The following is a 22,215-nucleotide window of genomic DNA, read 5'->3' on the forward strand; positions in this document are numbered from 1 at the left end:
GCGTTTAAGGTGTCTTGGCGTCAGCGCTCAGCGGGCAGCTGCGCCCGTGGCCGGCACCAGGGCTTGGGCCGGGTCCAGGGACTCGATGCCGTGAGGCGTCACCAGGACCACCCGGGCAGTGGCGATGTCGTAGAAGAGCCCGGTGGCCTGGACCTGCCCGGCGGCGATGGCAGGACCAACCACCGGATGGTTGTCGAGCTTGCTGAGCTGGACAGCCACGTTGACCATGCCCAGCTGGTCGAGGCGGCAGTAGCCCGCCTCCGCAGCGGCCCGCGCCACGGGGTGGTCCGCCATCAGCTCGAGGTAGCTGGGACGGGCATGCTCCAGCCAGGCGTCGAATCCGGTGCCCAGTCCCGGATTCCCCGCACCTTCGGCATCGGCGATGACGGCCTTCATGGCGCCGCAGTTCGAGTGCCCGCACACCACGATGGTGTTTACCTCGAGGCCCTTGACCGCGAACGAAAGCGCAGAGTCAATGGAGGCGTCCTGGCCGTCATGGCACACCACGTTGCCGATGTTGCGGAGGGTCAGCAGGTCGCCGGGGCCGCTGCTGGTGATCAGGTTGGGGTTGACCCTCGAATCGACGCACGCCACGAAAAGCGTATCCGGATGCTGCTGCTCCGCCAGGTCCTCCACCAGCGGACGGACCTGGTCAGCGAAGCGCCGGTGGTACTTGCTGATTCCCGCCAGGACTGCCGGGGTCCGTTCACTGCCCTGCTGGCTGGAGGCGTCTTCGCCGTCCGCGGTCCGGGAGTTGCGCGGCGGCAGCGGAAGCTCGCGGGCTTCCTGCCGCTGGGGTGCCCTGTGCTCAGCGTCCTGGAACAGGGTGTTTCCGTGTTCCTCAAGTTCCACCGAGCCGCCTGTGGCAGCGTACTGGTCCCGCCAGGCCACCAGGGATTCACGGAAGGCGTGGTCCACGTAATCGGCATTGAGTTCAACCACCACAACGTTCCCTGCCGGCACCGAGTGCAGTACACGGTTAAGGCGCGGCAGGGCGAAGAAGCTGCACGATCCTGCGATGGTGATCCGCCAGGCCGACGACGGCGAGACTGGCTCGTGCACGCGGATTGCCGCGCGCAGGACGCGCCACAGCACGCTGGCCGCGGCCAGCACCAGGCCGATGAGCACTCCCTCCAGCAGGTTGAGGAAGACGACGCAGAAAAGGGTGACGACGTAGATCAGCAGGTCCCCAGTGCGCCGGCTGGTCCGGATATCGGCCACCTTGATCAGCTTGGCACCGATGACCAGGAGCAGGCCCGCCAGCACCGACAGCGGAATGAGCTGGATCATGCCGGCGAAAAGCGCCGAGAAGATGAGGATCCACACGCCGTGCAGGATGGCGGAAGTCCGCGACTTGGCGCCGGCTTCCACGTTCGTGGCGCTGCGGACAATGACGCCCGTGACCGGCAGGCCACCCAGGGCACCGGAGAGGATGTTGGCCGTTCCCTGGCCCATCAGCTCCTTGTTGAGGTTGGTCCGCGGACCGGAGTGCATCTTGTCCACGGCAACGGCTGACAGGAGCGATTCGATACTGGCGATGAGGGCCATCGACAGCACAGCAAAGGCTATGGCGCGCCAGTTCCCTTCGGGCAAAGCAGGTAGGGCCACGGCGTCCAGGATGGAGCCCGAAAAGGAGATCCGTTCAACGGCCGGCGCCAGCGGGACCGACAACGCGGTGACGGCAGCAACGGCAGCCAGCGGTCCGGGGATCTTGCGCACAGCCGCGGGCAGGTGCTTCCAGGCCACCAGGATGATCACCACGGTGAGGCCAAGCAGCGCCGCATGGATCTCGACGTTGGTGATGGCTGCCGGGAGGTTGGCGAGGTTCTCGATGGCGGAACCGGCCGGGCCGGAGCCCAGCAGCACGTGGATCTGCTGGACCATAATGGTCACGCCGATCCCGGCGAGCATCGCCTTGACCACCACTGGCGAGACCGCCAGTGCTGCCCTTCCCACCCGACTCACGCCGAGCAAGAGTTGTACAACGCCGGCAGCGGCTGTGATGGCACAGGTGGCCTGCCAGCCGAATTCCTGGACCAGGCCGGCGACAATCACGGTCAGGCCGGCGGCTGGCCCGCTGACCTGCAGCGGAGCGCCGCCCAGGCTGCCGGCGACGATGCCGCCGACGGCGGCGGCGATGAGTCCGGCCATGATCGGCGCACCGGAGGCAGCGGCGATCCCGAGGGACAACGGCAGCGCCACGAGGAACACCACCAGGGAGGCGGGCACGTCCGCGCCCAGGTTCGACAGGAAAGGCCGGAAACGGTTGGCTCGCCCGCGCTGTCCGCCGGGCGGGCTGTGGTTGGAGGCTGTTGTTGTGGCTGGGCCGGGCGTCATGGGATTTCCTTTGCTTCGCGGGAAAGATCCAGTCCACCGTATGCAGAATGTCACGCAGGATGACACTTAAAGTGACGGATATGACAGAATCTGTCACCACCCAAGTCCGCGTCTATGACGTGGCGCGCCAAGGTTGGTCCAGGCTTTAAACGGCGAACGGCCCGGACTCGAAAGTCCGGGCCGTTCGCGGGCAGTTTGGTGTGATTAGCCGCCGATGACTGCAGGTCCGATGAAGGGATCCACGGCCAGGGCAATGAACAGCAGGGTGAGGTAGCTGATGGAGCCGTGGAAGACCTTCATGGCCTTTTTGTCCGGGATGTCCTCACGCTGCGCACGGTTGTAGAGGGCGTGCGACTCATAAAGGAACCAGGCACCGGCCAGGACGGCAGTGACCGTGTAGACCCACCCGGCGCCACCGGCCGGAACCATCAGCAGTGAACAGGCCACCATGGCCCAGGCGTACAGGACCACCTGGACGGACACCACTTTGGCGCCGGCAATGGCCCCAAGCATGGGCACCTTGGCGTTGCGGTAGTCCTCGCCGTAACGCATGGACAGCGGCCAGTAGTGCGGCGGCGTCCAGAGGAAGATCACCATGAAGAGGATGATGGCGGGCCATTCCACCGAGTTGGTGACGGCGGCCCAGGCGATCAGCACCGGGAAGCAGCCTGCGGCGCCGCCCCAAACAATGTTCTGGGCTGTGCGCCGCTTCAGGATGATCGTGTAGATCACGACGTAGAAGAAGATGGCGCCGAGCCCGAGCCACGCCGACAGCGGGTTGGCGCCAAACCACAGGATGGCGATGGCCGCAGCACCCAACAGCCACGAAAAGACCAGCGCTTCGCGCGGGGTGACTTCCCCGGTGACCAGGGGCCGGTTTTCGGTGCGGGCCATCAGCTTGTCGATGTCGCGGTCGATGTAGCAGTTGAACGCGCCGGCACTGCCCGCGGCAAACGCTCCGCCTACCAGCGTGGCCAGGATCAGGCCGATGGACGGGAAACCCCGCTCTGCGTAGATCATGGTGGGCAGGGTGCTGACCAGGAGCAGTTCGATGACGCGCGGTTTGGTGAGGGCAAGATACGCCTTGGCCTTACGGGCAAACCCTGGACCGGAGGCCCGGGAAGCGTTCAGCGGCGTATCTGTTGTGCTCACGGTGGCAGTCACCCGTTCTGTGTGGCAGTTGTATCTGGCATTGCAGCTGCGGGCGGTTGAAAAGGTACGGCGCCCGGCATTGGCCTCCGAATATCATACCGCGCCGCCACCCGCCCAAAGCCCGGCCGATATGCGCACTTGATCGCTCGCAGCCCGATTCGAGCAGATTAACTCATCCTCACTTCAGCCTTATTCATAAAAGGGGAAATTGCGTCCAAAACGTGAGATTTCAGCCTCCCGAAGATTGGAATGGAGCTAAGCTGTCACCAGATCAGCACGCGGCAGGGAAGCGGTGGAAAACGCATTCCCACCTCCCCCGCGGCTGAACGAGAGACCAACATTCGACGGCGACTGGTACACACCGCAGCGGGCGCCCCATATCGTGCCTGGAACCGGACCGGGTGTGCCGCGCGCCGTCAGCAAAGAGAGGGGCCCGGTTTTCGTGCCACATTTGGAAGAGCAAGAACTGTCCTGGACCAGCCTGGATGAGCGTGCCGTGGATACCATCCGTGTCCTGGCCGCGGATGCTGTTGAGAAGGTGGGCAACGGACACCCCGGTACGGCGATGAGCCTTGCACCGGCCGCTTACCTGCTGTTCCAGAAGCTGATGCGCCACGATCCGCGGGATCCGCAGTGGCTGGGCCGTGACCGGTTCATCCTGTCCCCCGGCCACACCTCGCTGACCCTGTACATCCAGCTGTTCCTTTCCGGCTACGGCCTGGAACTCAAGGACCTGGAAGCCCTGCGGACCTGGGGCTCGCTGACCCCGGGCCACCCCGAGTACAAGCACACCGCAGGCGTGGAGATCACCACCGGTCCCCTCGGCCAGGGCCTGGCGTCCTCGGTCGGCTTCGCCTACTCCCAGCGCCGCCAGCGCGGCCTGTTCGACGCCGACGCCGCACCGGGCACCAGCCCGTTCGACCACACCATCTGGGTCATCGCATCCGACGGCGACCTGCAGGAAGGCGTCACCTCCGAGGCTTCCTCGCTGGCCGGCCACCAGGAACTAGGCAACCTCGTGGTCATCTACGACGAGAACCACATCTCCATCGAGGACGACACCGACATTGCCTTCACCGAGGATGTCCTGAAGCGATACGAAGCCTACGGCTGGCACATCCAGCGGGTGGACTGGACCAAGACCGGCGAATACAAGGAAGACGTCCAGGAGCTCTACTCCGCCCTGCGCGCCGCCAAGGCCGAGACCTCCAAGCCCTCCATCATTTCGCTGCGCACCATCATCGGCTACCCGGCCCCCAAGAAGCAGAACACGGGCAAGATCCACGGTTCCGCACTGGGTGCCGAGGAAGTCGCGGCTTTGAAGGAAGTCCTGGGCTTCGACCCCGCCAAGTCCTTCGACGTGGACCAGGAAGTCCTGGCCCACGCCCGCTCCGTGGTTGACCGCGGTGCGGAAGCCCGCAAGGAATGGGAAGAATCCTTCAACGCATGGCAGGCCGCCAACCCCGAGGGGTCAGCCCTGCTGCAGCGCATCGAGGCCCGGGAACTTCCCTCGGACATCGACGCCGCCCTTCCGGTCTTCCCGGCCGGCAAGGACGTCTCCACCCGCGCTGCATCAGGCAAGGTCCTGAACGCGCTGGGCCCGGTCATGCCCGAACTCTGGGGCGGCTCCGCCGACCTCGCCGAGTCGAATAACACCACCATCGAGGGTTCGCCGTCGTTCGTACCGGCTTCCAAGCAGACTGATGCATGGAAGGGCAACCCCTACGGCCGCGTGCTGCACTTCGGTATCCGCGAACACGCAGCCGCGTCGATCGTCAACGGCATCAGCCTGCACGGGAACACCCGCGCGTTCTCCGGCACGTTCCTGATTTTCAGCGACTACCAGCGTCCCGCCATCCGCCTGGGTGCCCTGATGGGTGTTCCGTCGCTGTACGTCTGGACGCACGACTCCATCGGCCTGGGCGAGGACGGCCCCACCCACCAGCCGGTGGAACAGCTCGCCTCGCTGCGCGCCATCGTGGGCCTGGATGTGGTCCGCCCCGGCGATCCCAACGAGGTCGCCGTGGCATGGAAAACCATGCTGGAGAACCACTCCAACCCTGCCGGCATCGTCCTGACCCGGCAGAACATCCCCACCTGGGAGCGCGGCGAAGGAGCAGCCGACGGCGATACGTTCGGTGCCGCGTCCGGCGTCGCCAAGGGCGGGTACGTCCTGGCCGAGGCAGCGAAGGACGGCGCCACCGTCACCGCTGACGTCATCCTGATCGCCACCGGGTCCGAGGTCCAGCTTGCCGTCCAGGCCCGCGAAGCCCTGCAGGCCGAAGGCATCGCCGCCCGCGTCGTTTCGATGCCCTGCGTGGAGTGGTTCAACAAGCAGGACGCCGCCTACCGTGAATCGGTGCTGCCCGCCACGGTCAAGGCCCGCGTCTCCGTCGAGGCCGGCCTCTCCCTGGGCTGGAAGGAATTCGTCGGCGACGCCGGCCGTTCCGTGAGCCTCGAGCACTACGGCGCTTCGGCTGACTACAAGCGCCTTTTCCAGGAGTTCGGCATCACCGCGGAGGCAGTCGCCGCCGCAGCCAAGGATTCCCTCGCAGGCCTGAACGCCTAACAACGATTTCCAGGAGATAACCACCATGACTACTCCCACCCAGCAGCTCTCCGAAGCCGGAGTTTCCATCTGGCTCGATGACCTTTCCCGCGGACGCCTCGAAACCGGCACCCTCCGGAAGCTCATCGAGGAAAAGAACGTGGTTGGCGTAACCACCAACCCGTCCATCTTCCACGCAGCGATCACCGCCGGCACCGATTACGATGCCACCGTCGCTGCCCAGGCAGCAGCCGGCGCCAGCGTGGAGGAGACGATCTTTGAGATCACCACCACCGACGTCGCCGACGCCTGCGACCTGTTTGCCCCCGTGGCGGCGGCCACCAAGGGTGTTGACGGCCGCGTCTCCATCGAGGTGGACCCCCGCCTCGCCTGGGACACCAACGGCACCATCGCCGAGGCCAAGCACCTCTACAAGAAGGTCAACAAGGACAACGTCCTGATCAAGATCCCGGCCACCATCGAGGGCCTGGAAGCCATCACCGCCACACTGGCCGAAGGCATCAGCGTCAACGTCACCCTGATCTTCTCCCTCGAGCGCTACCGCGCGGTCATCAACGCCTTCCAGGCCGGCCTGGAGCAGGCCAAGGAGAACGGCCACGACCTCTCGAAGATCCACTCCGTGGCATCCTTCTTCGTCTCCCGCGTGGACAGCGAAATCGATAAGCGCCTCGACAAGATCGGCACGGACGAAGCCAAGGCACTCAAGGGCAAGGCCGGCCTCGCCAACGCCCGCCTCGCCTACCAGGTGTACGAAGAACTCTTCGCTACCGAACGCTGGGCACTCCTCGCCGAAGCCGGCGCGCTCCCCCAGCGTCCGCTGTGGGCATCCACCGGCGTGAAGGACCCGGCCTACCCGGACACCCTCTACGTGACCGAACTGGTTGCTCCCGGCGTCGTCAACACCATGCCCGAGAAGACCCTTGACGCCACCTTCGACCACGGCGTGGTCACCGGCGACACCGTCTCCGGCACCTACGCGGACGCCAACGCCACCCTGGACGCGCTCGAAAAGCTCGGCGTCTCCTACAACGAAGTCGTCGCCCTCCTGGAATCCGAAGGCCTGGATAAGTTCGTGGCCAGCTGGAAGGAACTGCTGGCCGACGTCGAAGGCGCCCTCACCTCCGCACGGAAGGCCTCCTAACCACCCATGAGCACACTCAGCTACGAAGCCACCGGTGCCGCGCAGCAGGCACTCGAACAGCACCTTCCCGCCCTCGTCGAGGACAGGATTGCCACCCGGATCTTTGCCAAGGACCACACCCTCTGGGGTTCCGACGCTGAGTCGGAGTCCGCAATCCGCCTCGGCTGGGTCGAGGCTGCAACGGTCTCCCAGCCGCTGGTGAAGGACATCCTGGATCTGCGCGACGCCCTCCGGGCCGAAGGAGTCACCCGTATTGCCCTGTGCGGCATGGGCGGGTCCTCTCTGGCGCCCGAGGTCATCGCCGGTACCGCCGGCGTCGAGCTGACTGTGCTGGACAGCACGGACCCCGACCAGGTCCGTGCTGCCCTGGCGGACCGCCTGGCGGAAACCGCCATCGTGGTCTCCTCCAAGTCGGGTTCCACAGTTGAAACAGACTCCCAGCGGCGGGTCTTCGAGAAGGCGTTCAACGACGCCGGCATCGATGCCAACAGCCGGATCATCATCGTCACGGATCCGGGCTCGCCATTGGACAAGGCCTCCCGTGAAGCCGGCTACCGCGCCGTCTTCAACGCCGACCCCAACGTTGGCGGCCGTTTCTCCGCACTGACCGCGTTCGGCCTGGTGCCTTCCGGCCTGGCCGGCGTGGACTTCCAGGCGTTCCTGGACGAGGCTGAAGAAGCGGCCGAGGTCCTGAACGACGACGCACCCGAGAACATCGGCCTGGCCCTCGGAACCGCACTGGGCGGCACCAGCCCGCTGCGCAACAAAATCGTCATCGCCGAAGACGGCTCCGGCATCGTGGGATTTGCCGACTGGGCCGAGCAGCTCATCGCCGAATCCACCGGCAAGCTTGGCACCGGGGTGCTGCCCGTTGTGGCGGGCCCCGACTCCCCCGAGGCCAACTCCGGCGCGAAGGACGTCCTCGTGGTCCGCCTCGTGGCCGCGGATGCCGACGTCGAGCTCGGTGAAAACGAAGTTGCCATCGCGGGTGGCCTCGCCGCCCAGATGATGGTCTGGGAGTTCGCCACCGCTGTGGCCGGCAGGCTGCTGGGCATCAACCCGTTCGACCAGCCCGACGTGGAAGCGGCCAAGGTTGCAGCCCGCGGCCTGCTGGATGCACAGCCCGAACCCACTCCGGCAGCGTTCGTCGATGGCTCCATCGAAGTCCGCGGCGGGGAATGGCTCGGCGGCGCATCAACGGCTGCGGAAGCTGTCAGCGCACTGCTGGATACCCTCCAGCCGGACAGCTACCTCAGCGTCCAGGCCTACTTTGACCGGCTGGCGTTTGCGCAGCTCGAAGGTGTCCGCGACGAGTTCGCAGCTGTGACGGGACGCCCGGTCACGTTCGGCTGGGGGCCGCGGTTCCTGCACTCGACCGGCCAGTTCCACAAGGGCGGCCCCGCCATCGGCGTGTTCCTCCAGGTGACGGCTGCTTCCACGGATGACCTTGCCATCCCCGAGCGTCCCTTCACCTTCGGCGAACTGATTTCCGCCCAGGCTGCCGGTGACGCCCAGGTTCTCGAGGAGCACGGCCGCCCCGTGCTCCGCCTGCACCTGACCAACCGAGCCGCCGGCGTGGCACAGCTGCAGGAGATCGTTTCTGCACTGTCCGCCCGGGCATCCGCAACCGAAAGCTAAGGCGCACAAGCAACATGCCAGAAACTGAATACGGCAGGACTTCCGGAGCACGTTCCGGAAAGTCCGGCCGGAATCCACTGCGGGATCCGCGTGACCGCCGGTTGAACCGGATTGCCGGTCCGTCGTCGCTGGTGCTCTTCGGGGTTACCGGCGACCTCGCCCGGAAGAAACTGATGCCCGCCGTGTATGACCTCGCCAACCGGGGGCTGCTGCCACCGAGTTTCGCGCTGGTGGGGTTCGCTCGCCGTGAGTGGGACAAGGAGGACTTCGCCGCTGAGGTGAAGGCCTCCGTCCAGGCCCATGCACGGACCCCGTTCGATGAGGCGGTCTGGAACCAGCTCTCCGAGGGCATCCGGTTCGTCCAGGGTGAATTCGACGACGACGCCGCGTTTGAGCGGCTCGGCGAAACCATCAAGGAACTCGATGATGTCCGCGGGACGCGCGGAAACCACGCGTTCTATCTGTCGATCCCGCCGAAAGCCTTCGAACAGGTCTGCCGGCAACTGTCCAAGCATGGGCTGGCGCAGGCCGACGGCGACAAGTGGCGGCGCGTGGTCATTGAGAAGCCGTTCGGCCACGACCTCCAGTCCGCCCGGCAGCTGAATGACATTGTCGAATCGGTCTTCCCGCCGGATGCGGTGTTCCGGATCGACCACTACCTGGGTAAGGAAACGGTCCAGAACATCCTGGCGCTGCGTTTCGCCAACCAGCTGTTCGAGCCGCTGTGGAACGCGAACTACGTGGACCACGTCCAGATCACCATGGCCGAGGACATCGGTACCGGCGGCCGTGCCGGGTACTACGACGGCGTGGGTGCGGCCCGCGACGTCATCCAGAACCACCTCCTCCAGCTGCTCGCGCTGACAGCGATGGAGGAGCCCATTTCCTTCAACGCCGATGACCTGCGCGCGGAGAAGGAAAAGGTGCTGGCAGCGGTCAAGCTCCCCGAAGACCTGTCCACGCATTCAGCCCGGGGGCAGTTCTCCGGCGGCTGGCAGGGCGGCGAGCAGGTCCAGGGCTATCTGGAGGAAGAGGGCATTCCCGCGGACTCCACCACCGAAACCTACGCCGCGGTGCGGGTTGACATCCACACGCGGCGCTGGTCAGGAGTGCCGTTCTACCTGCGTGCCGGCAAACGCCTGGGCAGGCGGGTCACGGAGATTGCAGTGGTGTTCAAGCGCGCCCCCAACCTGCTGTTCCGTGACCACGGTGAGGACGACTTCGGGCAGAACGCGGTGGTCATCCGCGTGCAGCCGGACGAAGGCGTCACCATCCGGTTCGGGTCCAAGGTCCCGGGCACCCAGATGGAAGTCCGGGATGTCACGATGGACTTCGGCTACGGCCACTCGTTCACCGAGTCCTCCCCGGAGGCGTACGAGCGCCTGATCCTGGACGTGCTCCTGGGTGAGCCGCCGCTGTTCCCCCGGCATGAGGAAGTGGAACTGTCCTGGAAGATCCTTGACCCGTTCGAGGAATACTGGGCGCAGCTGGACGAACAGCCCGAACCCTACGCCCCGGGATCCTGGGGCCCTGCCTCTGCTGATGAGCTGCTGGCCCGTGACGGACGAACCTGGAGAAGGCCATGATTGTCGATTTGCCGGACACCACCACCTCGAAGGTGTCCAAGAAACTCATGGCCCTGAGGGAACAGGGCGGCGTGATCGCCCTGGGCCGGGTCCTGACCCTCGTGGTGGTGACGAAGTCCGGCCTCGAAGAGGAAGCAATTGAGGCCGCCAACGATGCCAGCCGGGAGCACCCCTGCCGGATTATCGTCCTCGCCGACGCCGGCAAGGAGGCAGGTGACCGGCTGGACGCCCAGATCCGGGTTGGCGGTGACGCCGGAGCCTCGGAGGTGATCGTGCTGCGCGGCTACGGCCAGCTTGCCCACGAAAGCGAGTCTCTCGTCGCGGCGCTGCTGCTCCCGGACGCGCCGATCGTGGCCTGGTGGCCGCACGGCGCCCCGGAGAACGCCTGCGAAACCTCCATCGGCGCCATCGCGCACCGCCGGATCACGGACTCCGCGAACGAACCCGACCCCCAGGCGGCCCTCGAACGCATCCATGGCACCTACAAGGCCGGCGACACCGACCTTGCCTGGACGAGGCTGACCAACTGGCGCATCCAACTCGCCGCAGCCCTCGACGAAGCGGACTCCTCCCCCGTCACGGCCGTGGCTGTGGAAGGTGCCTCCGACTCGCCCAGCACTATCCTGCTGGCCGCGTGGCTGACCCTCACCCTGGATGCCCCTGTCACCATCGTGGCGGATCCGGCAGGAACCGGCATCCGCCGGGTCCGGCTCACCCGGCCCGGCGGTGACGTCCAGCTGTTCCGCCCGGGACTCTCGGTGGCGGAACTCACCCAGCCCGGGCAACCGGCCCAGCGGATCTCCCTCCCGCGCCGCAGCCTCCGTGACTGCCTCGCCGAAGAACTGCGCCGGCTCGATCCGGATGAGGTCTTCGGTGAAGTGATTACTATTGGACTGCCACGTACAAACCTAAGGAGCGTCCGGCCCAGTGAGCGTTGACCCAAGAGTAAGCATTCATCCCGATTCGTCCGTGCTGATGGCTGCCATCGCGGCACGCCTCATCACCAAGCTCGTCGACGTGCAGGACAAACACGGTGAGGCCACCGTTGTCCTGACCGGCGGCACGGTGGGCATCGGCACGCTGAAGGCTGTTGCAGACTCTCCGGCGGCTCCCGCCGTGGACTGGTCAAAGGTGAATTTCTGGTGGGGCGACGAGCGGTTCGTGGGATCTGCCGACGGCGACCGGAACACCAGGCAGGCGTACGACGCCCTGCTGAAGCACATTCCCGTGGATCCGGAGCGGATCCACGAACCCGGTTCCTCGGACGACTTCGAAACGCCTGAAGAAGCAGCTGATGACTATGCGCGCCGCCTCCGTGAGGCAGCAGCCGCAGAGCATGCCGCCGACATGTCCGATGACCGCCCGGACGAGCCTGGGGTCCTCCCCCGGCTTGACGTTGTCCTGCTGGGTGTGGGTCCCGACGCACACGTTGCGTCGCTCTTCCCCGAGCAGGCCGGCATCCGCGAGAAGGAACGCACGGTGGTGGGGGTGCGCAATTCCCCCAAGCCGCCGCCGCTGAGGATTTCGCTGACGCTGCCGGCCATCAACACTGCCGCTGAGGTCTGGATGGTGGTGGCCGGCGAGGATAAAGCCGGAGCAGTTGGCCTGGCCCTGGCCGGGGCCACCCCGGTCCAGGTGCCCGCGGCGGGGCCGCGGGGTACGTCCCGGACCCTGTGGCTTATCGACGAGAATGCGGCCTCACGGGTCCCGCAGCAGCTCGTCCGCAAGGACGCCGCGGGCGCGTAACCGTTCCAGCGCTCCGGCCAGTACGTCTTCGGCGTCCTGGTCGGAGCGCCGCTCTTTAACGTACTCCAGGTGCGTTTTGTAGCCGTCGTCGAGGGCCTCGGTGCCGGCAGCCTCTGAACCGTCCCTTGAGGCCGGCGCTCCGCAGCGCCGGCAGTCCCAGACGGCCGGGATCTGGACGTCGGGGAGCTGCAGGAACACGGGCTCCGTGACGTGCCCCTTTGCACACCAGTAAGAAACACGGATCCTGGGCAGCGGGTTGCCGTGGTCGGCGTCGCCTTGGAGGCTGGAGCCTGACCCCGCTGTCACCCCAGCCCGCGTACCGCGGAAACCTGACACTGGATGAACCATCGGAACTCCTGCCTCGGGAAGACTGTCCTGCCGGTTAAACGAAACTGTGGCTGTCGGAAGCCGACAGCCACAGTTTAGTTCGCAGGCGCGCGGGGCGGGAGGGCCCAACGGCATGCCAATGCACGAAGTTGGGGGTTACGAATCCCCGGCGCCGCTGAACCTCATGATCAGGCCCAGGGCGATGATGACGATGCCCCAGGTCACGCCGAGGATGATGGTGAACCGGTTGAGGTTCCGTTCAGCCACACCGGATGAGCTGAGTCCTGAGCTCATGCCGCCGCCGAACATATCCGACAGCCCGCCGCCACGCCCTTTGTGAAGGAGGATGAGCAGCGTCAGCAGGAGGCTGGTGATGCCCAGGAGGATCTGCAGGATGACATGAAGAACGTCCACGACGGCCTTTCAGGAAGTTAGTGGGGCGGGAGCGCGTGCGCCGGGACGGACTAGTCCGTCACCAGGTGACTCTCGAACCTGACAATATTAGCAAACTCAGCCGGATCCAGGCTGGCGCCACCCACAAGCACGCCGTCAACGTCGCGCTCCTTGAGGATGGCTGCTGCGTTGTTGGCCTTGACTGAGCCGCCATACAGCAGCCGGGTCTTGGCAGCAACGTCCGCGCCGAACAGTTTCTCCAGCTCGGCCCGGATGGCGGCGCACATCTCCTGCGCGTCCTCCGGCCCGGCAACTTCTCCCGTGCCAATGGCCCATACGGGTTCGTAGGCAACGACGAGTTCTGCGGCCTGCTCATCGGTCAGGCCTGCCACGCCGCCGCGAAGCTGGTCCAGGGTGTGGTTCACGTGCGTGCCCGCCTGGCGGATCTCCAGGCCCTCACCGACGCAAAGAACCGGGGTGACGCCGTGCTTGAAGGCCGCCTTGGTCTTGGCGTTCAGGACGTCGTCCGACTCGTTGTGGATGGTACGGCGCTCACTGTGGCCCACCAGCACGTACTTGCAGCCCAGTTTGCTCAGGAACTGCCCGGAGATGTCGCCGGTGTAAGCGCCGGAGTCGAACTGGGAAAGATCCTGGCCGCCGTAGGCCACGTCCAGGTCGTCGCCCTGGACGAGGGTCTGGACACCGCGGAGGTCCGTGAAGGGCGGGAAAACCGCAACTTCGACGCGGCTGTAGTCATGCTTGGCGTCCGAGAGCGTCCAGGCCAGCTTCTGCAGGAGCGTAATGCCCTGCACGTGGTCCATGTTCATCTTCCAGTTACCGGCGATGAAGGGCTTACGGTCGAAGGCGCCGTTCGTAGACGTTGTCACGTGTTCTCCAAAAAGGTCTTGTAAAGTGTGCGGCCGGCAGGCTGCCGCGGGCAACCTGCCGGCCGAAGGACAGGAGCGTTGCTGCTCCCGGTGGCTGGCCCTACCGGTCCAGGATGCTCAAACCGGGGAGTTCCTTGCCCTCAAGGTACTCCAGGCTGGCGCCGCCGCCGGTGGAAATGTGCCCGAACTGGTCGTCGGCGAAGCCGAGGGTACGTACAGCAGCAGCGGAGTCGCCGCCGCCCACCACGGTGAACGCTTCGGTTTCGGTCAGGGCCTGGGCGACCGCGCGGGTTCCCGCGGAGAAGGCCTCGAATTCAAAGACTCCCATGGGACCGTTCCAGAACACCGTCCGGGCGCCCTTGATCCGGTCCGCAAAGGCAGCTGCGGAGTCGGGACCAATATCCAGTCCGATGCCGTTGGCGCCGAAGCTGCTGGCTTCGATGGCGTCCGCGGCAACCGTTTCATGCGCGGCGTCGGCAGCGAACTTCTCCGCCACCACAACGTCAGTCGGGATCACGAACCCGGTGCCGGCGTCAGCAGCACGCTTCAGGTAGTCCTGGACAACGCCGATCTGGTCCTGTTCGAGCAGGCTGGCGGCCACCTTGTGCCCCGCGGCAGCGAGGAACGTGAACAGCATGCCGCCGCCCACCAGGATGGTGTCTGCCTTGCCAATCAGGTTGTCGATCACGGCGAGCTTGTCCGAGACCTTGGATCCGCCCAGGACCACCACGTAGGGACGCTGGGTGTCGGCGGTGAGCTTGCGCAGGACCTCCACCTCGGTGTGCACCAGGTCGCCCTGGTAGGACGGCAGCCGGGACGCGACGTCGTAGACGCTTGCGTGCTTGCGGTGGACAGCACCGAAGGCGTCATCCACGTAGGCGCCGTTCCCGCCGGTCAGCGCCACCAGCTCGTCAGCGAAGGCGCCGCGCTCGGCGTCGTCCTTGCTGGTTTCGCGGGCGTCGAAGCGGACGTTCTCCAGGACCAGGGCTTCGCCGTCCTGCAGGGAAGCTGCTGCTTCCCTGGCGGAGTCACCGACGGTGTCGGCGGCGAGGGTGACCTTGAAGCCCGCCAGTTCGGCGAGGCGCTCCACGGCAGGGCGGAGGGAGTACTTATCCTCGGGCGCGCCCTTGGGGCGTCCAAGGTGGGCTGTTACCAGCACGCGGGCACCGGCGTCCGTGAGCTTTGCCAGCACTGGAAGGGAGGCCTTGATGCGGCCGTCGTCAGTGACTGTAGAGCCGTCGAGCGGCACATTCAGGTCGCTTCGGACCAGAATGTACCGCCCGCGGACACCTTCAGCGATCAGTTCGTTGAGGGTGTGGGATGTCATGTGTCTAACCCTAGCCCAGCTTGGACGCGACAAGCTCCGTGAGGTCGACGAGGCGGTTTGAGTAGCCCCATTCGTTGTCATACCAGGAAACAACCTTGACCTGGTTGCCGATGACCTTGGTTAGTCCGGCGTCGAAGATCGAGGATGCGGGGTCGCCAACGATGTCAGAGGAAACGATGGGCTCTTCCGTGTAGGTCAGGAAGCCCTGCAGTTCGTCAGACTCGGCAGCGCGCTTGAGGGCGGCGTTGACTTCCTCAACGGTGGTTTCGCGGGACACCGTGACGGTGAGGTCCGTGGCGGAACCGGTGGGGACGGGAACGCGGATGGCGTAGCCGTCCAGCTTGCCCTTGAGCTCCGGCAGCACCAGGCCGATTGCCTTGGCCGCACCGGTGGAGGTGGGCACCATGTTGATGGCGGCGGCGCGGGCGCGGCGCAGGTCCTTGTGCGGGCCGTCCTGCAGGTTCTGGTCGGCCGTGTAGGCGTGCACGGTGGTCATCAGGCCACGCTCGATGCCGAACTCGTCGTTGACCACCTTGGCCAGCGGGCCGAGGCAGTTGGTGGTGCAGGACGCGTTGGAAATGATGTGGTGCGTGGCGTTGTCATACAGGTTGTGGTTGACGCCCATCACGATGGTGATGTCCTCATCCGAGGCAGGGGCGGAAATCAGCACCTTCTTGGCGCCGGCGTCGATGTGCTTCTGCGCATCGGCTGCCTTGGTGAAGAAGCCGGTGGATTCGATGACGATATCCACGCCGAGCTCGCCCCACGGCAGGTTGGCGGGATCGCGTTCCGCCAGGACCTTGATGACGTTGCCGTTGACGACGATGTTGCCGTCCTTGACCTCGATGGTTTCCTTCAGGCGGCCGCCCACGGAGTCGTACTTGAACAGGTGGGCCAGCGCCTCGGGGCTGGTGAGGTCGTTGACTGCAACGATTTCGAGGTCCGCACCCTGTGCGAGTGCTGCGCGGAAGTAGTTGCGGCCAATACGGCCGAAGCCGTTGATACCAATACGGGTCGTCACTTTTCAGTCTCCTTGGTGCTTGAAGCAAGCACTACTAGTTGAGCGGGCGTTCAAGCCAACTAACAGATCCCGCACGCCATTGGGCAGAGATGATTTACAGACGGAGGGCGACCAGCCTCATTGCTGAAGGCTAACCGCCTTCCGTGACCTATCTTACGTTTAACTGGGTCCGCCCCCGCAAGTGCGGGGGCGGCCAGTCCACATGGCGGCCTGATTAAGTCCGAATGTGAAGTTTGTAACAAGCAAGTGTGCTGCAGGTTACGGGAGGGTGATGAGCCCGGTTGCGTTGCTGCGGGCGGCGTCGAAGCGCTTGGCGACGTCGGCCCAGTTCACGATGTTCCAGAACGCCTTGACGTAATCGGCCTTGACGTTCACGTAGTCCAGGTAGAAGGCGTGCTCCCACATGTCCAACATGAGCAGCGGCGTGGTGCCCAGTGCCACGTTGCCCTGCTGGTCGTACAGCTGCTCGATTACCAGGTTTCCACCGATGGGCTCGTAAGCCAGGAAGCCCCAGCCCGAACCCTGCAGGCCGAGGGCGGCTGCGGAGAACTGGGCGCGGAAGGCGTCGAAGGAACCGAACGCGTCGTCGATGGCTGCAGCCAGTTCGCCCTCGGGCTTGTCGCCGCCGTCCGGGGAAAGGTTGTTCCAGAAGACGGAGTGGTTGACGTGTCCGCCGGTGTGGAACGCGAGGTCCTTGGAGAGCCGGTTGATGTTGGCGAAATCGCCCTTCTCCCGTGCCTCTGCCAGCTGGGCCAGCGCGTTGTTGGCACCTGCAACGTAGGCAGCGTGGTGCTTGCTGTGGTGCAGCTCCATGATCCGCGCAGAGATGTGCGGCTCAAGGGCGGCGTAGTCGTACTTGAGTTCGGGCAATACGTACTCAGTCACAAAATCCTCCAATATCGTGGACTTTCGGTCCGGTTGGTGACTCTCGGATTATGCATCCGGACGTCTGGCGCCCGGAATTATTTTTGATTCTATGGGCCCGCTACTCGTCGAGCATTTCGGGCGTCACATTGGCGTCGGTGCCGGGAATACCCAGGTCAAGGGCCCGCTTGTCCGCCATCGCCAGGAGCCGGCGGATCCGGCCGGCGATGGCGTCCTTGGTCATGACGGGATCGGCAAGCCTGCCGAGCTCGTCCAGGCTGGCCTGCTTGTGGGCCACCCGCAGCTCTCCGGCGTATTTCAGGTGGTCGGGTACGTCGTCGCCGAGGATTTCCAGGGCGCGGTCCACGCGGGCACCGGCGGCCACGGCGGCCTGCGCCGAGCGCCGGAGGTTGGCGTCATCGAAATTGGCGAGGCGGTTCGCGGTGGCGCGGACCTCCTTGCGCATCCGGCGCTCCTCCCAGACCATGAGTGCGTCGTGGGCACCCATGCGGGTCAGGAGCGCGGCGATGGTGTCGCCGTCGCGGATGACCACCCGGTCCACGCCGCGCACCTCGCGGGCTTTGGCCTGGATGTCGAGGCGGCGGGCGGCACCGACCAGTGCCAGGGCGGATTCAGGTCCGGGGCAGGTGACCTCGAGCGAGGACGAGCGGCCGGGCTCCGTCAGCGAGCCGTGGGCCAGGAACGCACCGCGCCAGACTGCTTCGGCATCGGCTGCGGAGCCGTTGACGACGGCGGACGGCAGCCCGCGGACGGGGCGTCCGCGGCCGTCCAGGAGGCCGGTCTGGCGGGCCAGCGCCTCGCCGTCGCGCACTACCCGGACCACGTACCTGCTGGCCCTGCGGAGCCCGCCGGCGGACACGACGATGATTTCGCTTTGATGCCCGTAAACCTCTGCGATGGCTGCCCGGAGGCGCCGCGCCGTGGAGGCAAGGTCCACCTCTGCCTCGATGACGATCCGGCCGGAAATGATGTGCAGGCCGCCCGCGAAACGGAGCATCGCGGAGACCTCAGCCTTGCGGACGGACGACTTCTTTATGTCCAGACGGGACAGTTCTTCTTTGACTGATGCTGTCAGTGCCATGGCACCTTCCTAACTGTTCCCAAAAATGTCCTGGTACGCCGTGGCCAGCCGCAGGGGGTCATGGACGGGACGGCGTCCCGACGCCCCTACTTTACCCAAGACCACCTCGGCGCCGATCATCGCGGCGGCCTTCTCGAACTCCTGGCGGTCGGGGACGGAAGCGGGATCGGCCAGGACAACGTCCACGTTGAATCCGGGGGCGTAGCGGCGCAGGACGTGCAGGTGGTCCGCGGCCGTCATGCCTGAAGTTTCCTTGGTATCCGTGGCGAGGTTCATGGTGAGGCAGCGCTTGGCCGGGGTGTTGCACAGCGCCTGGCGCATCTCCGGCAGCAGCAGATGGGGCAGCACCGACGTGTACCAGGAGCCCGGGCCCAGGATGACCCAGTCGGCAAGCTCGATGGCGGTCAGCGCTTCCGTGCAGGCAGGTGCCGACTCCGGGAGCAGGCGGACGTTCTCCAGCGATCCTGCCACGGCGCAGCGGGCCTGCCCGTGGACCGTCTGCAGCACCGATTCGCCATTCGGCGCCGTCACCCTGACATCGCCTTCAATGGTGAGCGGCACCGTGGACATGGGCAGGACCTGGCCGCGGGCACCCAGGAGCGCGCCGGCCCAGGTCAGGCCCGCGACGGCGTCGCCCAGCAGTTCCCAGAGCGTTACGATCAGCAGGTTTCCCATGGCGTGCTCGTCCAGCGAGCCGCCGCGGCCATTGCCGGGGCGGAAGCGGTGCTGCATGACGTCGCGCCAGGTCCGTCCCCAGTCCGTGTCGTCGCAGAGCGCGGAGAGGGCCATCCGGAGATCCCCCGGCGGGAGGACGCCGTACTCTTCGCGCAGACGCCCGGATGAGCCGCCGTCGTCCGCCACTGTGACGATCGCGGTGAGCTTGGAGGTGAGGAGCCGGAGGGCGGACAGCGACGCGGAGAGCCCGTGGCCGCCGCCGAGCGCGACGATGGTGGGCTCGGTGTCCTGCGGGCCGGCGCCCGGTCCCGTGGCAGGGGGAACCAGCGGCAGCGCGCCGGTGAACAGCGCCATTACTCGCGGCCCAGATCCCGGTGGGTGGTGGTCACGGTGACCCGGGGATACTGCGCGAGCTTCTTGGAAAGCTCGACGGCGACTGCCACGGAGCGGTGTTTCCCGCCTGTGCAGCCCACGGCGATGGTGGCGTAGTGCTTATTTTCACGCCGGTAGCCGTCGAGGACAGGCTCGAGGGCCATGACATAGCGGTCCACGAAGTTCTTGACTCCCTCGGCCTCGAGCACGTAGTCACTCACGTCCTTGTCCAGGCCGGTGTGCGGGCGCAGCTGCGGCACCCAGTGCGGATTGGGAATGAACCGGACGTCCGCCACGTAGTTGGAGTCCACGGGCAGGCCGTACTTGAAGCCGAAGCTCATGACATTCAGCCGCAGCGCCACCGGACCGGTTTCGCTGAAGAGCTCGGTGATGGCCGTGGCCAGGCCGTGCACGTTGTAGCCGGAGGTGTCCAGTACGACGTCGGAGCTGTCGCGCAGTTCCTGCAGGAGCTCGCGTTCGGCGGCGATACCGTCCAGGATGCGGCCTCCGCCCTGCAACGGATGCGGCCGGCGTCCCTGCTCGAAGCGGCGGACCAGGACGTTGTCGCTGGCGTCCAGGAACAGCACCCGGAACGTGACACCACTGGCGGCAAGGGCGCCCAGGGCAGCCCGGATATCCGCGAACAGGCCCTTGCTGCGGACGTCGATGACAACTGCCAGCCGCGGAATGGACTGCGGTGCGTGCGATACAAGCTCGGCGAGGGTTCCCAGCATCTGGGGCGGCAGGTTTTCCACCACGTACCAGCCGTGGTCCTCGAGGGCATCGGCGGCGGTGCTCCGCCCGGCACCGGACATCCCGGTAACCACCAGCAGCTCCGCTTCGAGGGGTTTGACGGGCTCCATGCCGTCCTGCCCTGCCTCGGATTCCGCCGAAGTGCCTGCCATTGAGTCCGCCCCATTTCCGTTGTTGGTCCGCGGGGCAGCGCCGGCGCAAACCCCGCCACTTACCCTAGCTAAGTTTCAATGATTTCGCCGGTAGTCATGTTGATGGCCGGCACTGTGACCGCTGCAGGACCGTCTCCGGTGAAATGGCTGACGATCGCGGCGGCCAGCGCCGGGCCGATCCCTTTCGCCTGGGCGAGCTCCTCGGGTGTTGCCGCCTTGACTCCCTTGACCGACCCGAAGTGGGCCAGCAGCGCCTTGCGCTTGGAGGCGCCCAGCCCCGGGACGCCGTCCAGCGCCGAAACGGTCATGGCCTTGCCGCGCTTCTGGCGGTGGAACGAAATGGCGAACCTGTGCGCCTCGTCGCGGATGCGCTGCAGCAGGTACAGGCCCTGCGACGTGCGCGGAAGGATGACCGGGAAGTCGCTGTCCGGGAGCCACACTTCCTCGAGCCGCTTGGCCAGGCCCACCACGTAAACATCGTCGATGCCCAGGTCTGCCAGGGCCCGTGCGGCCGCATTGACCTGCGGCTGCCCGCCGTCGACAACCACCAGGTTGGGCGGGTAGGCGAACTTGGTCTTCGGGATGGGGGTGGTGGTGTCCGCCACGGCAGCCTCAGCGGCAGCGTCTGCGGCTGCTTCTGCTGCGGCCTCGGCGGTGCCTGCTTCAAGGACGTCCTCGTCCACCTGGGCGGACTTGTCCTGGAGGTAGTGGCGGAAGCGCCTGGTGAGGACATCGTGCATGGCGGCGGTGTCATCGGAGGCGGCCGGACCTGTGATGGAGAACTTCCGGTAGTCGGACTTCTTGGGCAGACCGTCCTCCACCACAACCATGGACGCCACCACGTTGGTTCCCTGCACATGGGAGACGTCGAAGCATTCGATGCGCAGCAGCGGGACGGGAAGATCCAGCGCCTCCTGGAGTTCCTGGAGGGCCTGCGACCTTACGGTGAGGTCCCCCGCGCGGCGGGTCTTGTGCAGCTTCAGGGCGTGCTCGGCGTTCTCCCTGACGGTGGACATCAGGGCGGCCTTGTCCCCCCGTTGCGGAACCCGGACGTCCACCCTGGCACCGCGGATGCCGCTTAGCCACTCCGTCAGCTCCTCAGCGTTGCTGGGAGCCACGGGAACCAGCACTTCCCGGGGCAGCCGGCCGTGGGTCTCGCCGTCCTCGCCGTAGACCTGCTGCAGCAGGTGTTCCACGAGATCCGGCGTGGTGAAGTCCTCCACCTTTTCCACCACCCAGCCGCGCTGGCCGCGGATCCTGCCGCCGCGGACGTGGAAGACCTGCACGGCGGCCTCCAGCTCATCCTCGTGGAGCGCGAACACGTCAGCATCAGTGTCCTCAGCCAGTACCACGGCATTCCGCTCAAAGACCTTCCGCAGGGCCGTGATGTCGTCCCGGATGCGGGCGGCCTGTTCGTAGTCCAGCCTTGCCACGGCTGCAGCCATCTGTTTTTCGAGCTTGTTGGTGAACCGCTTCGCTTCGCCACCCATGAAGGCGCAGAAGTCCTCAGCAAGCACCCGGTGGTCTTCCGGGGAAATCCTGCCCACGCAGGGCGCCGAGCACTTGTCGATGTAGCCCAGCAGGCACGGACGTCCGCTGGACTCGGCTCGTTTGAACACGCCGGCACTGCAGCTGCGGACCGGGAAGACCCGGAGCAGGGTGTCCATGGTTTCCCGGATGGCGCCTGCGGTGTACGGCCCGAAGTAGCGGGTTCCCTTCCGCTTGTCACCACGCATCACCTGCACCCGGGGGTACTTTTCGCCCAGGGTGACGGCCAGGTACGGGTAGGTCTTGTCGTCGCGGAACACCACGTTGAAGCGCGGCTTGAATTCCTTGATCCAGGTGTATTCCAGCTGCAGGGACTCCAGCTCGCTGCCCACCACTGTCCACTCCACGCTGCTGGCCGCATGCACCATGGCATAGGTTTTAGGCAGCAATCCGGCGGGGTTGGCAAAGTAGGAGTTCAAGCGGGAGCGGAGGCTCTTGGCCTTCCCCACGTAGATGACCCGTCCGTGCGGATCCCGGAACCGGTAGACGCCCGGGTTGGTGGGGATTTCACCGGTCCGGGGCCTGTAACTTGCTGGATTTGCCACCCATACAGTCTACTGAGCCGCACGCCCTGCATCGCCGCCGGCGCATATTCAGCGGGCGGTAGGCCCTGCGGATATGCCAT

The 22,215-nt window shown here is 65.9% G+C and carries 18 protein-coding genes; 6 read left to right on the forward strand and 12 right to left on the reverse strand.

Features of this window, described 5'->3' with window-relative positions:
* Positions 1-27: 27 nt before the first annotated feature.
* Together UC32_RS16400 and UC32_RS16405 are read right to left on the reverse strand one after the other, a co-directional pair.
* Positions 28-2,337, reverse strand: coding sequence for a SulP family inorganic anion transporter (locus UC32_RS16400; RefSeq protein ID WP_045732263.1), 2,310 nt, complete (start codon positions 2,335-2,337; stop codon positions 28-30).
* Between the two features lie 204 nt (positions 2,338-2,541).
* Positions 2,542-3,501 (reverse strand): heme o synthase, encoded by a 960-nt coding sequence (locus UC32_RS16405; RefSeq protein ID WP_045732264.1) that lies wholly within the window; start codon positions 3,499-3,501, stop codon positions 2,542-2,544.
* A 439-nt stretch (positions 3,502-3,940) separates the two neighbouring features.
* On the opposite strand from UC32_RS16405, the gene tkt reads away from it, so the two are divergent.
* The 6 genes from tkt to pgl are packed head-to-tail and all read left to right on the forward strand — an operon-like array spanning position 3,941 to position 12,169.
* The gene (gene tkt / locus UC32_RS16410; protein WP_045732313.1) at positions 3,941-6,058 is read left to right on the forward strand and encodes a transketolase; all 2,118 of its coding nucleotides are present in this window, start codon (positions 3,941-3,943) and stop codon (positions 6,056-6,058) included.
* Between the two features lie 25 nt (positions 6,059-6,083).
* A complete protein-coding gene (tal, locus tag UC32_RS16415) occupies positions 6,084-7,199 on the forward strand; it encodes a transaldolase (protein ID WP_045732265.1) in 1,116 nt (371 codons plus the stop codon).
* A 6-nt stretch (positions 7,200-7,205) separates the two neighbouring features.
* Complete coding sequence (locus tag UC32_RS16420) at positions 7,206-8,837, forward strand: glucose-6-phosphate isomerase (protein ID WP_045732266.1); 1,632 nt, start codon at positions 7,206-7,208, stop codon at positions 8,835-8,837.
* A gap of 14 nt (positions 8,838-8,851) precedes the next feature.
* Positions 8,852-10,423, forward strand: coding sequence for a glucose-6-phosphate dehydrogenase (gene zwf / locus UC32_RS16425; RefSeq protein WP_015937031.1), 1,572 nt, complete (start codon positions 8,852-8,854; stop codon positions 10,421-10,423).
* Entirely contained in the window at positions 10,420-11,361 is a 942-nt protein-coding gene (locus tag UC32_RS16430) for a glucose-6-phosphate dehydrogenase assembly protein OpcA (protein WP_045732267.1), read from the forward strand. Before zwf ends, UC32_RS16430 begins: the two co-directional genes overlap by 4 nt.
* The gene (gene pgl / locus UC32_RS16435; protein WP_045732268.1) at positions 11,351-12,169 is read left to right on the forward strand and encodes a 6-phosphogluconolactonase; all 819 of its coding nucleotides are present in this window, start codon (positions 11,351-11,353) and stop codon (positions 12,167-12,169) included. Before UC32_RS16430 ends, pgl begins: the two co-directional genes overlap by 11 nt.
* On the opposite strand, the gene UC32_RS16440 is transcribed toward pgl, so the two are convergent.
* The 10 genes from UC32_RS16440 to uvrC all read right to left on the reverse strand — a co-directional run bounded on the left by UC32_RS16440 (position 12,122) and on the right by uvrC (position 22,135).
* Positions 12,122-12,517 (reverse strand): RNA polymerase-binding protein RbpA, encoded by a 396-nt coding sequence (locus UC32_RS16440; RefSeq protein ID WP_045732269.1) that lies wholly within the window; start codon positions 12,515-12,517, stop codon positions 12,122-12,124. The genes pgl and UC32_RS16440 overlap by 48 nt on opposite strands.
* 135 nt (positions 12,518-12,652) lie before the next feature.
* A complete protein-coding gene (gene secG, locus UC32_RS16445) occupies positions 12,653-12,910 on the reverse strand; it encodes a preprotein translocase subunit SecG (protein ID WP_015937027.1) in 258 nt (85 codons plus the stop codon).
* Between the two features lie 50 nt (positions 12,911-12,960).
* Positions 12,961-13,776, reverse strand: a complete 816-nt coding sequence (gene tpiA, locus UC32_RS16450; RefSeq protein ID WP_045732270.1) for a triose-phosphate isomerase — start codon at positions 13,774-13,776, stop codon at positions 12,961-12,963.
* A 100-nt stretch (positions 13,777-13,876) separates the two neighbouring features.
* Positions 13,877-15,103 carry a phosphoglycerate kinase gene (locus UC32_RS16455; protein WP_045732271.1) on the reverse strand — a complete coding sequence of 409 codons (1,227 nt, stop codon included), beginning with the start codon at positions 15,101-15,103 and terminating at the stop codon, positions 13,877-13,879.
* Between the two features lie 10 nt (positions 15,104-15,113).
* Positions 15,114-16,124, reverse strand: a complete 1,011-nt coding sequence (gene gap / locus UC32_RS16460) for a type I glyceraldehyde-3-phosphate dehydrogenase (RefSeq protein ID WP_045732272.1) — start codon at positions 16,122-16,124, stop codon at positions 15,114-15,116.
* Between the two features lie 258 nt (positions 16,125-16,382).
* Positions 16,383-17,009, reverse strand: a complete 627-nt coding sequence (locus UC32_RS16465; protein ID WP_015937023.1) for a superoxide dismutase — start codon at positions 17,007-17,009, stop codon at positions 16,383-16,385.
* 100 nt (positions 17,010-17,109) lie between these two features.
* A complete protein-coding gene (gene whiA / locus UC32_RS16470; RefSeq protein ID WP_015937022.1) occupies positions 17,110-18,090 on the reverse strand; it encodes a DNA-binding protein WhiA in 981 nt (326 codons plus the stop codon).
* A 9-nt stretch (positions 18,091-18,099) separates the two neighbouring features.
* A complete protein-coding gene (locus tag UC32_RS16475) occupies positions 18,100-19,119 on the reverse strand; it encodes a gluconeogenesis factor YvcK family protein (protein WP_045732273.1) in 1,020 nt (339 codons plus the stop codon).
* Entirely contained in the window at positions 19,119-20,042 is a 924-nt protein-coding gene (rapZ, locus tag UC32_RS16480) for an RNase adapter RapZ (protein ID WP_015937020.1), read from the reverse strand. The genes UC32_RS16475 and rapZ overlap by 1 nt, the downstream gene beginning before the upstream one ends.
* 68 nt (positions 20,043-20,110) lie before the next feature.
* The gene (gene uvrC / locus UC32_RS16485) at positions 20,111-22,135 is read right to left on the reverse strand and encodes an excinuclease ABC subunit UvrC (protein ID WP_045732274.1); all 2,025 of its coding nucleotides are present in this window, start codon (positions 22,133-22,135) and stop codon (positions 20,111-20,113) included.
* Positions 22,136-22,215: the final 80 nt, after the last annotated feature.

Origin of the sequence: Pseudarthrobacter chlorophenolicus (assembly GCF_000962805.1) — a bacterium.
Classification (GTDB): domain Bacteria; phylum Actinomycetota; class Actinomycetes; order Actinomycetales; family Micrococcaceae; genus Arthrobacter; species Arthrobacter chlorophenolicus_A.

Excerpts from the sequence above, each read along its gene's own strand:
- UC32_RS16400 (WP_045732263.1), bottom strand. The coding sequence starts at position 2,337 with ATGACGCCCGGCCCAGCCACAACAACAGCCTCCAACCACAGCCCGCCC.
- tal (WP_045732265.1), top strand. The coding sequence starts at position 6,084 with ATGACTACTCCCACCCAGCAGCTCTCCGAAGCCGGAGTTTCCATCTGG.
- UC32_RS16420 (WP_045732266.1), top strand. The coding sequence starts at position 7,206 with ATGAGCACACTCAGCTACGAAGCCACCGGTGCCGCGCAGCAGGCACTC.
- zwf (WP_015937031.1), top strand. The coding sequence starts at position 8,852 with ATGCCAGAAACTGAATACGGCAGGACTTCCGGAGCACGTTCCGGAAAG.
- UC32_RS16430 (WP_045732267.1), top strand. The coding sequence starts at position 10,420 with ATGATTGTCGATTTGCCGGACACCACCACCTCGAAGGTGTCCAAGAAA.
- UC32_RS16440 (WP_045732269.1), bottom strand. The coding sequence starts at position 12,517 with ATGGTTCATCCAGTGTCAGGTTTCCGCGGTACGCGGGCTGGGGTGACA.
- UC32_RS16455 (WP_045732271.1), bottom strand. The coding sequence starts at position 15,103 with ATGACATCCCACACCCTCAACGAACTGATCGCTGAAGGTGTCCGCGGG.
- whiA (WP_015937022.1), bottom strand. The coding sequence starts at position 18,090 with ATGGCACTGACAGCATCAGTCAAAGAAGAACTGTCCCGTCTGGACATA.
- UC32_RS16475 (WP_045732273.1), bottom strand. The coding sequence starts at position 19,119 with ATGGCGCTGTTCACCGGCGCGCTGCCGCTGGTTCCCCCTGCCACGGGA.
- rapZ (WP_015937020.1), bottom strand. The coding sequence starts at position 20,042 with ATGGCAGGCACTTCGGCGGAATCCGAGGCAGGGCAGGACGGCATGGAG.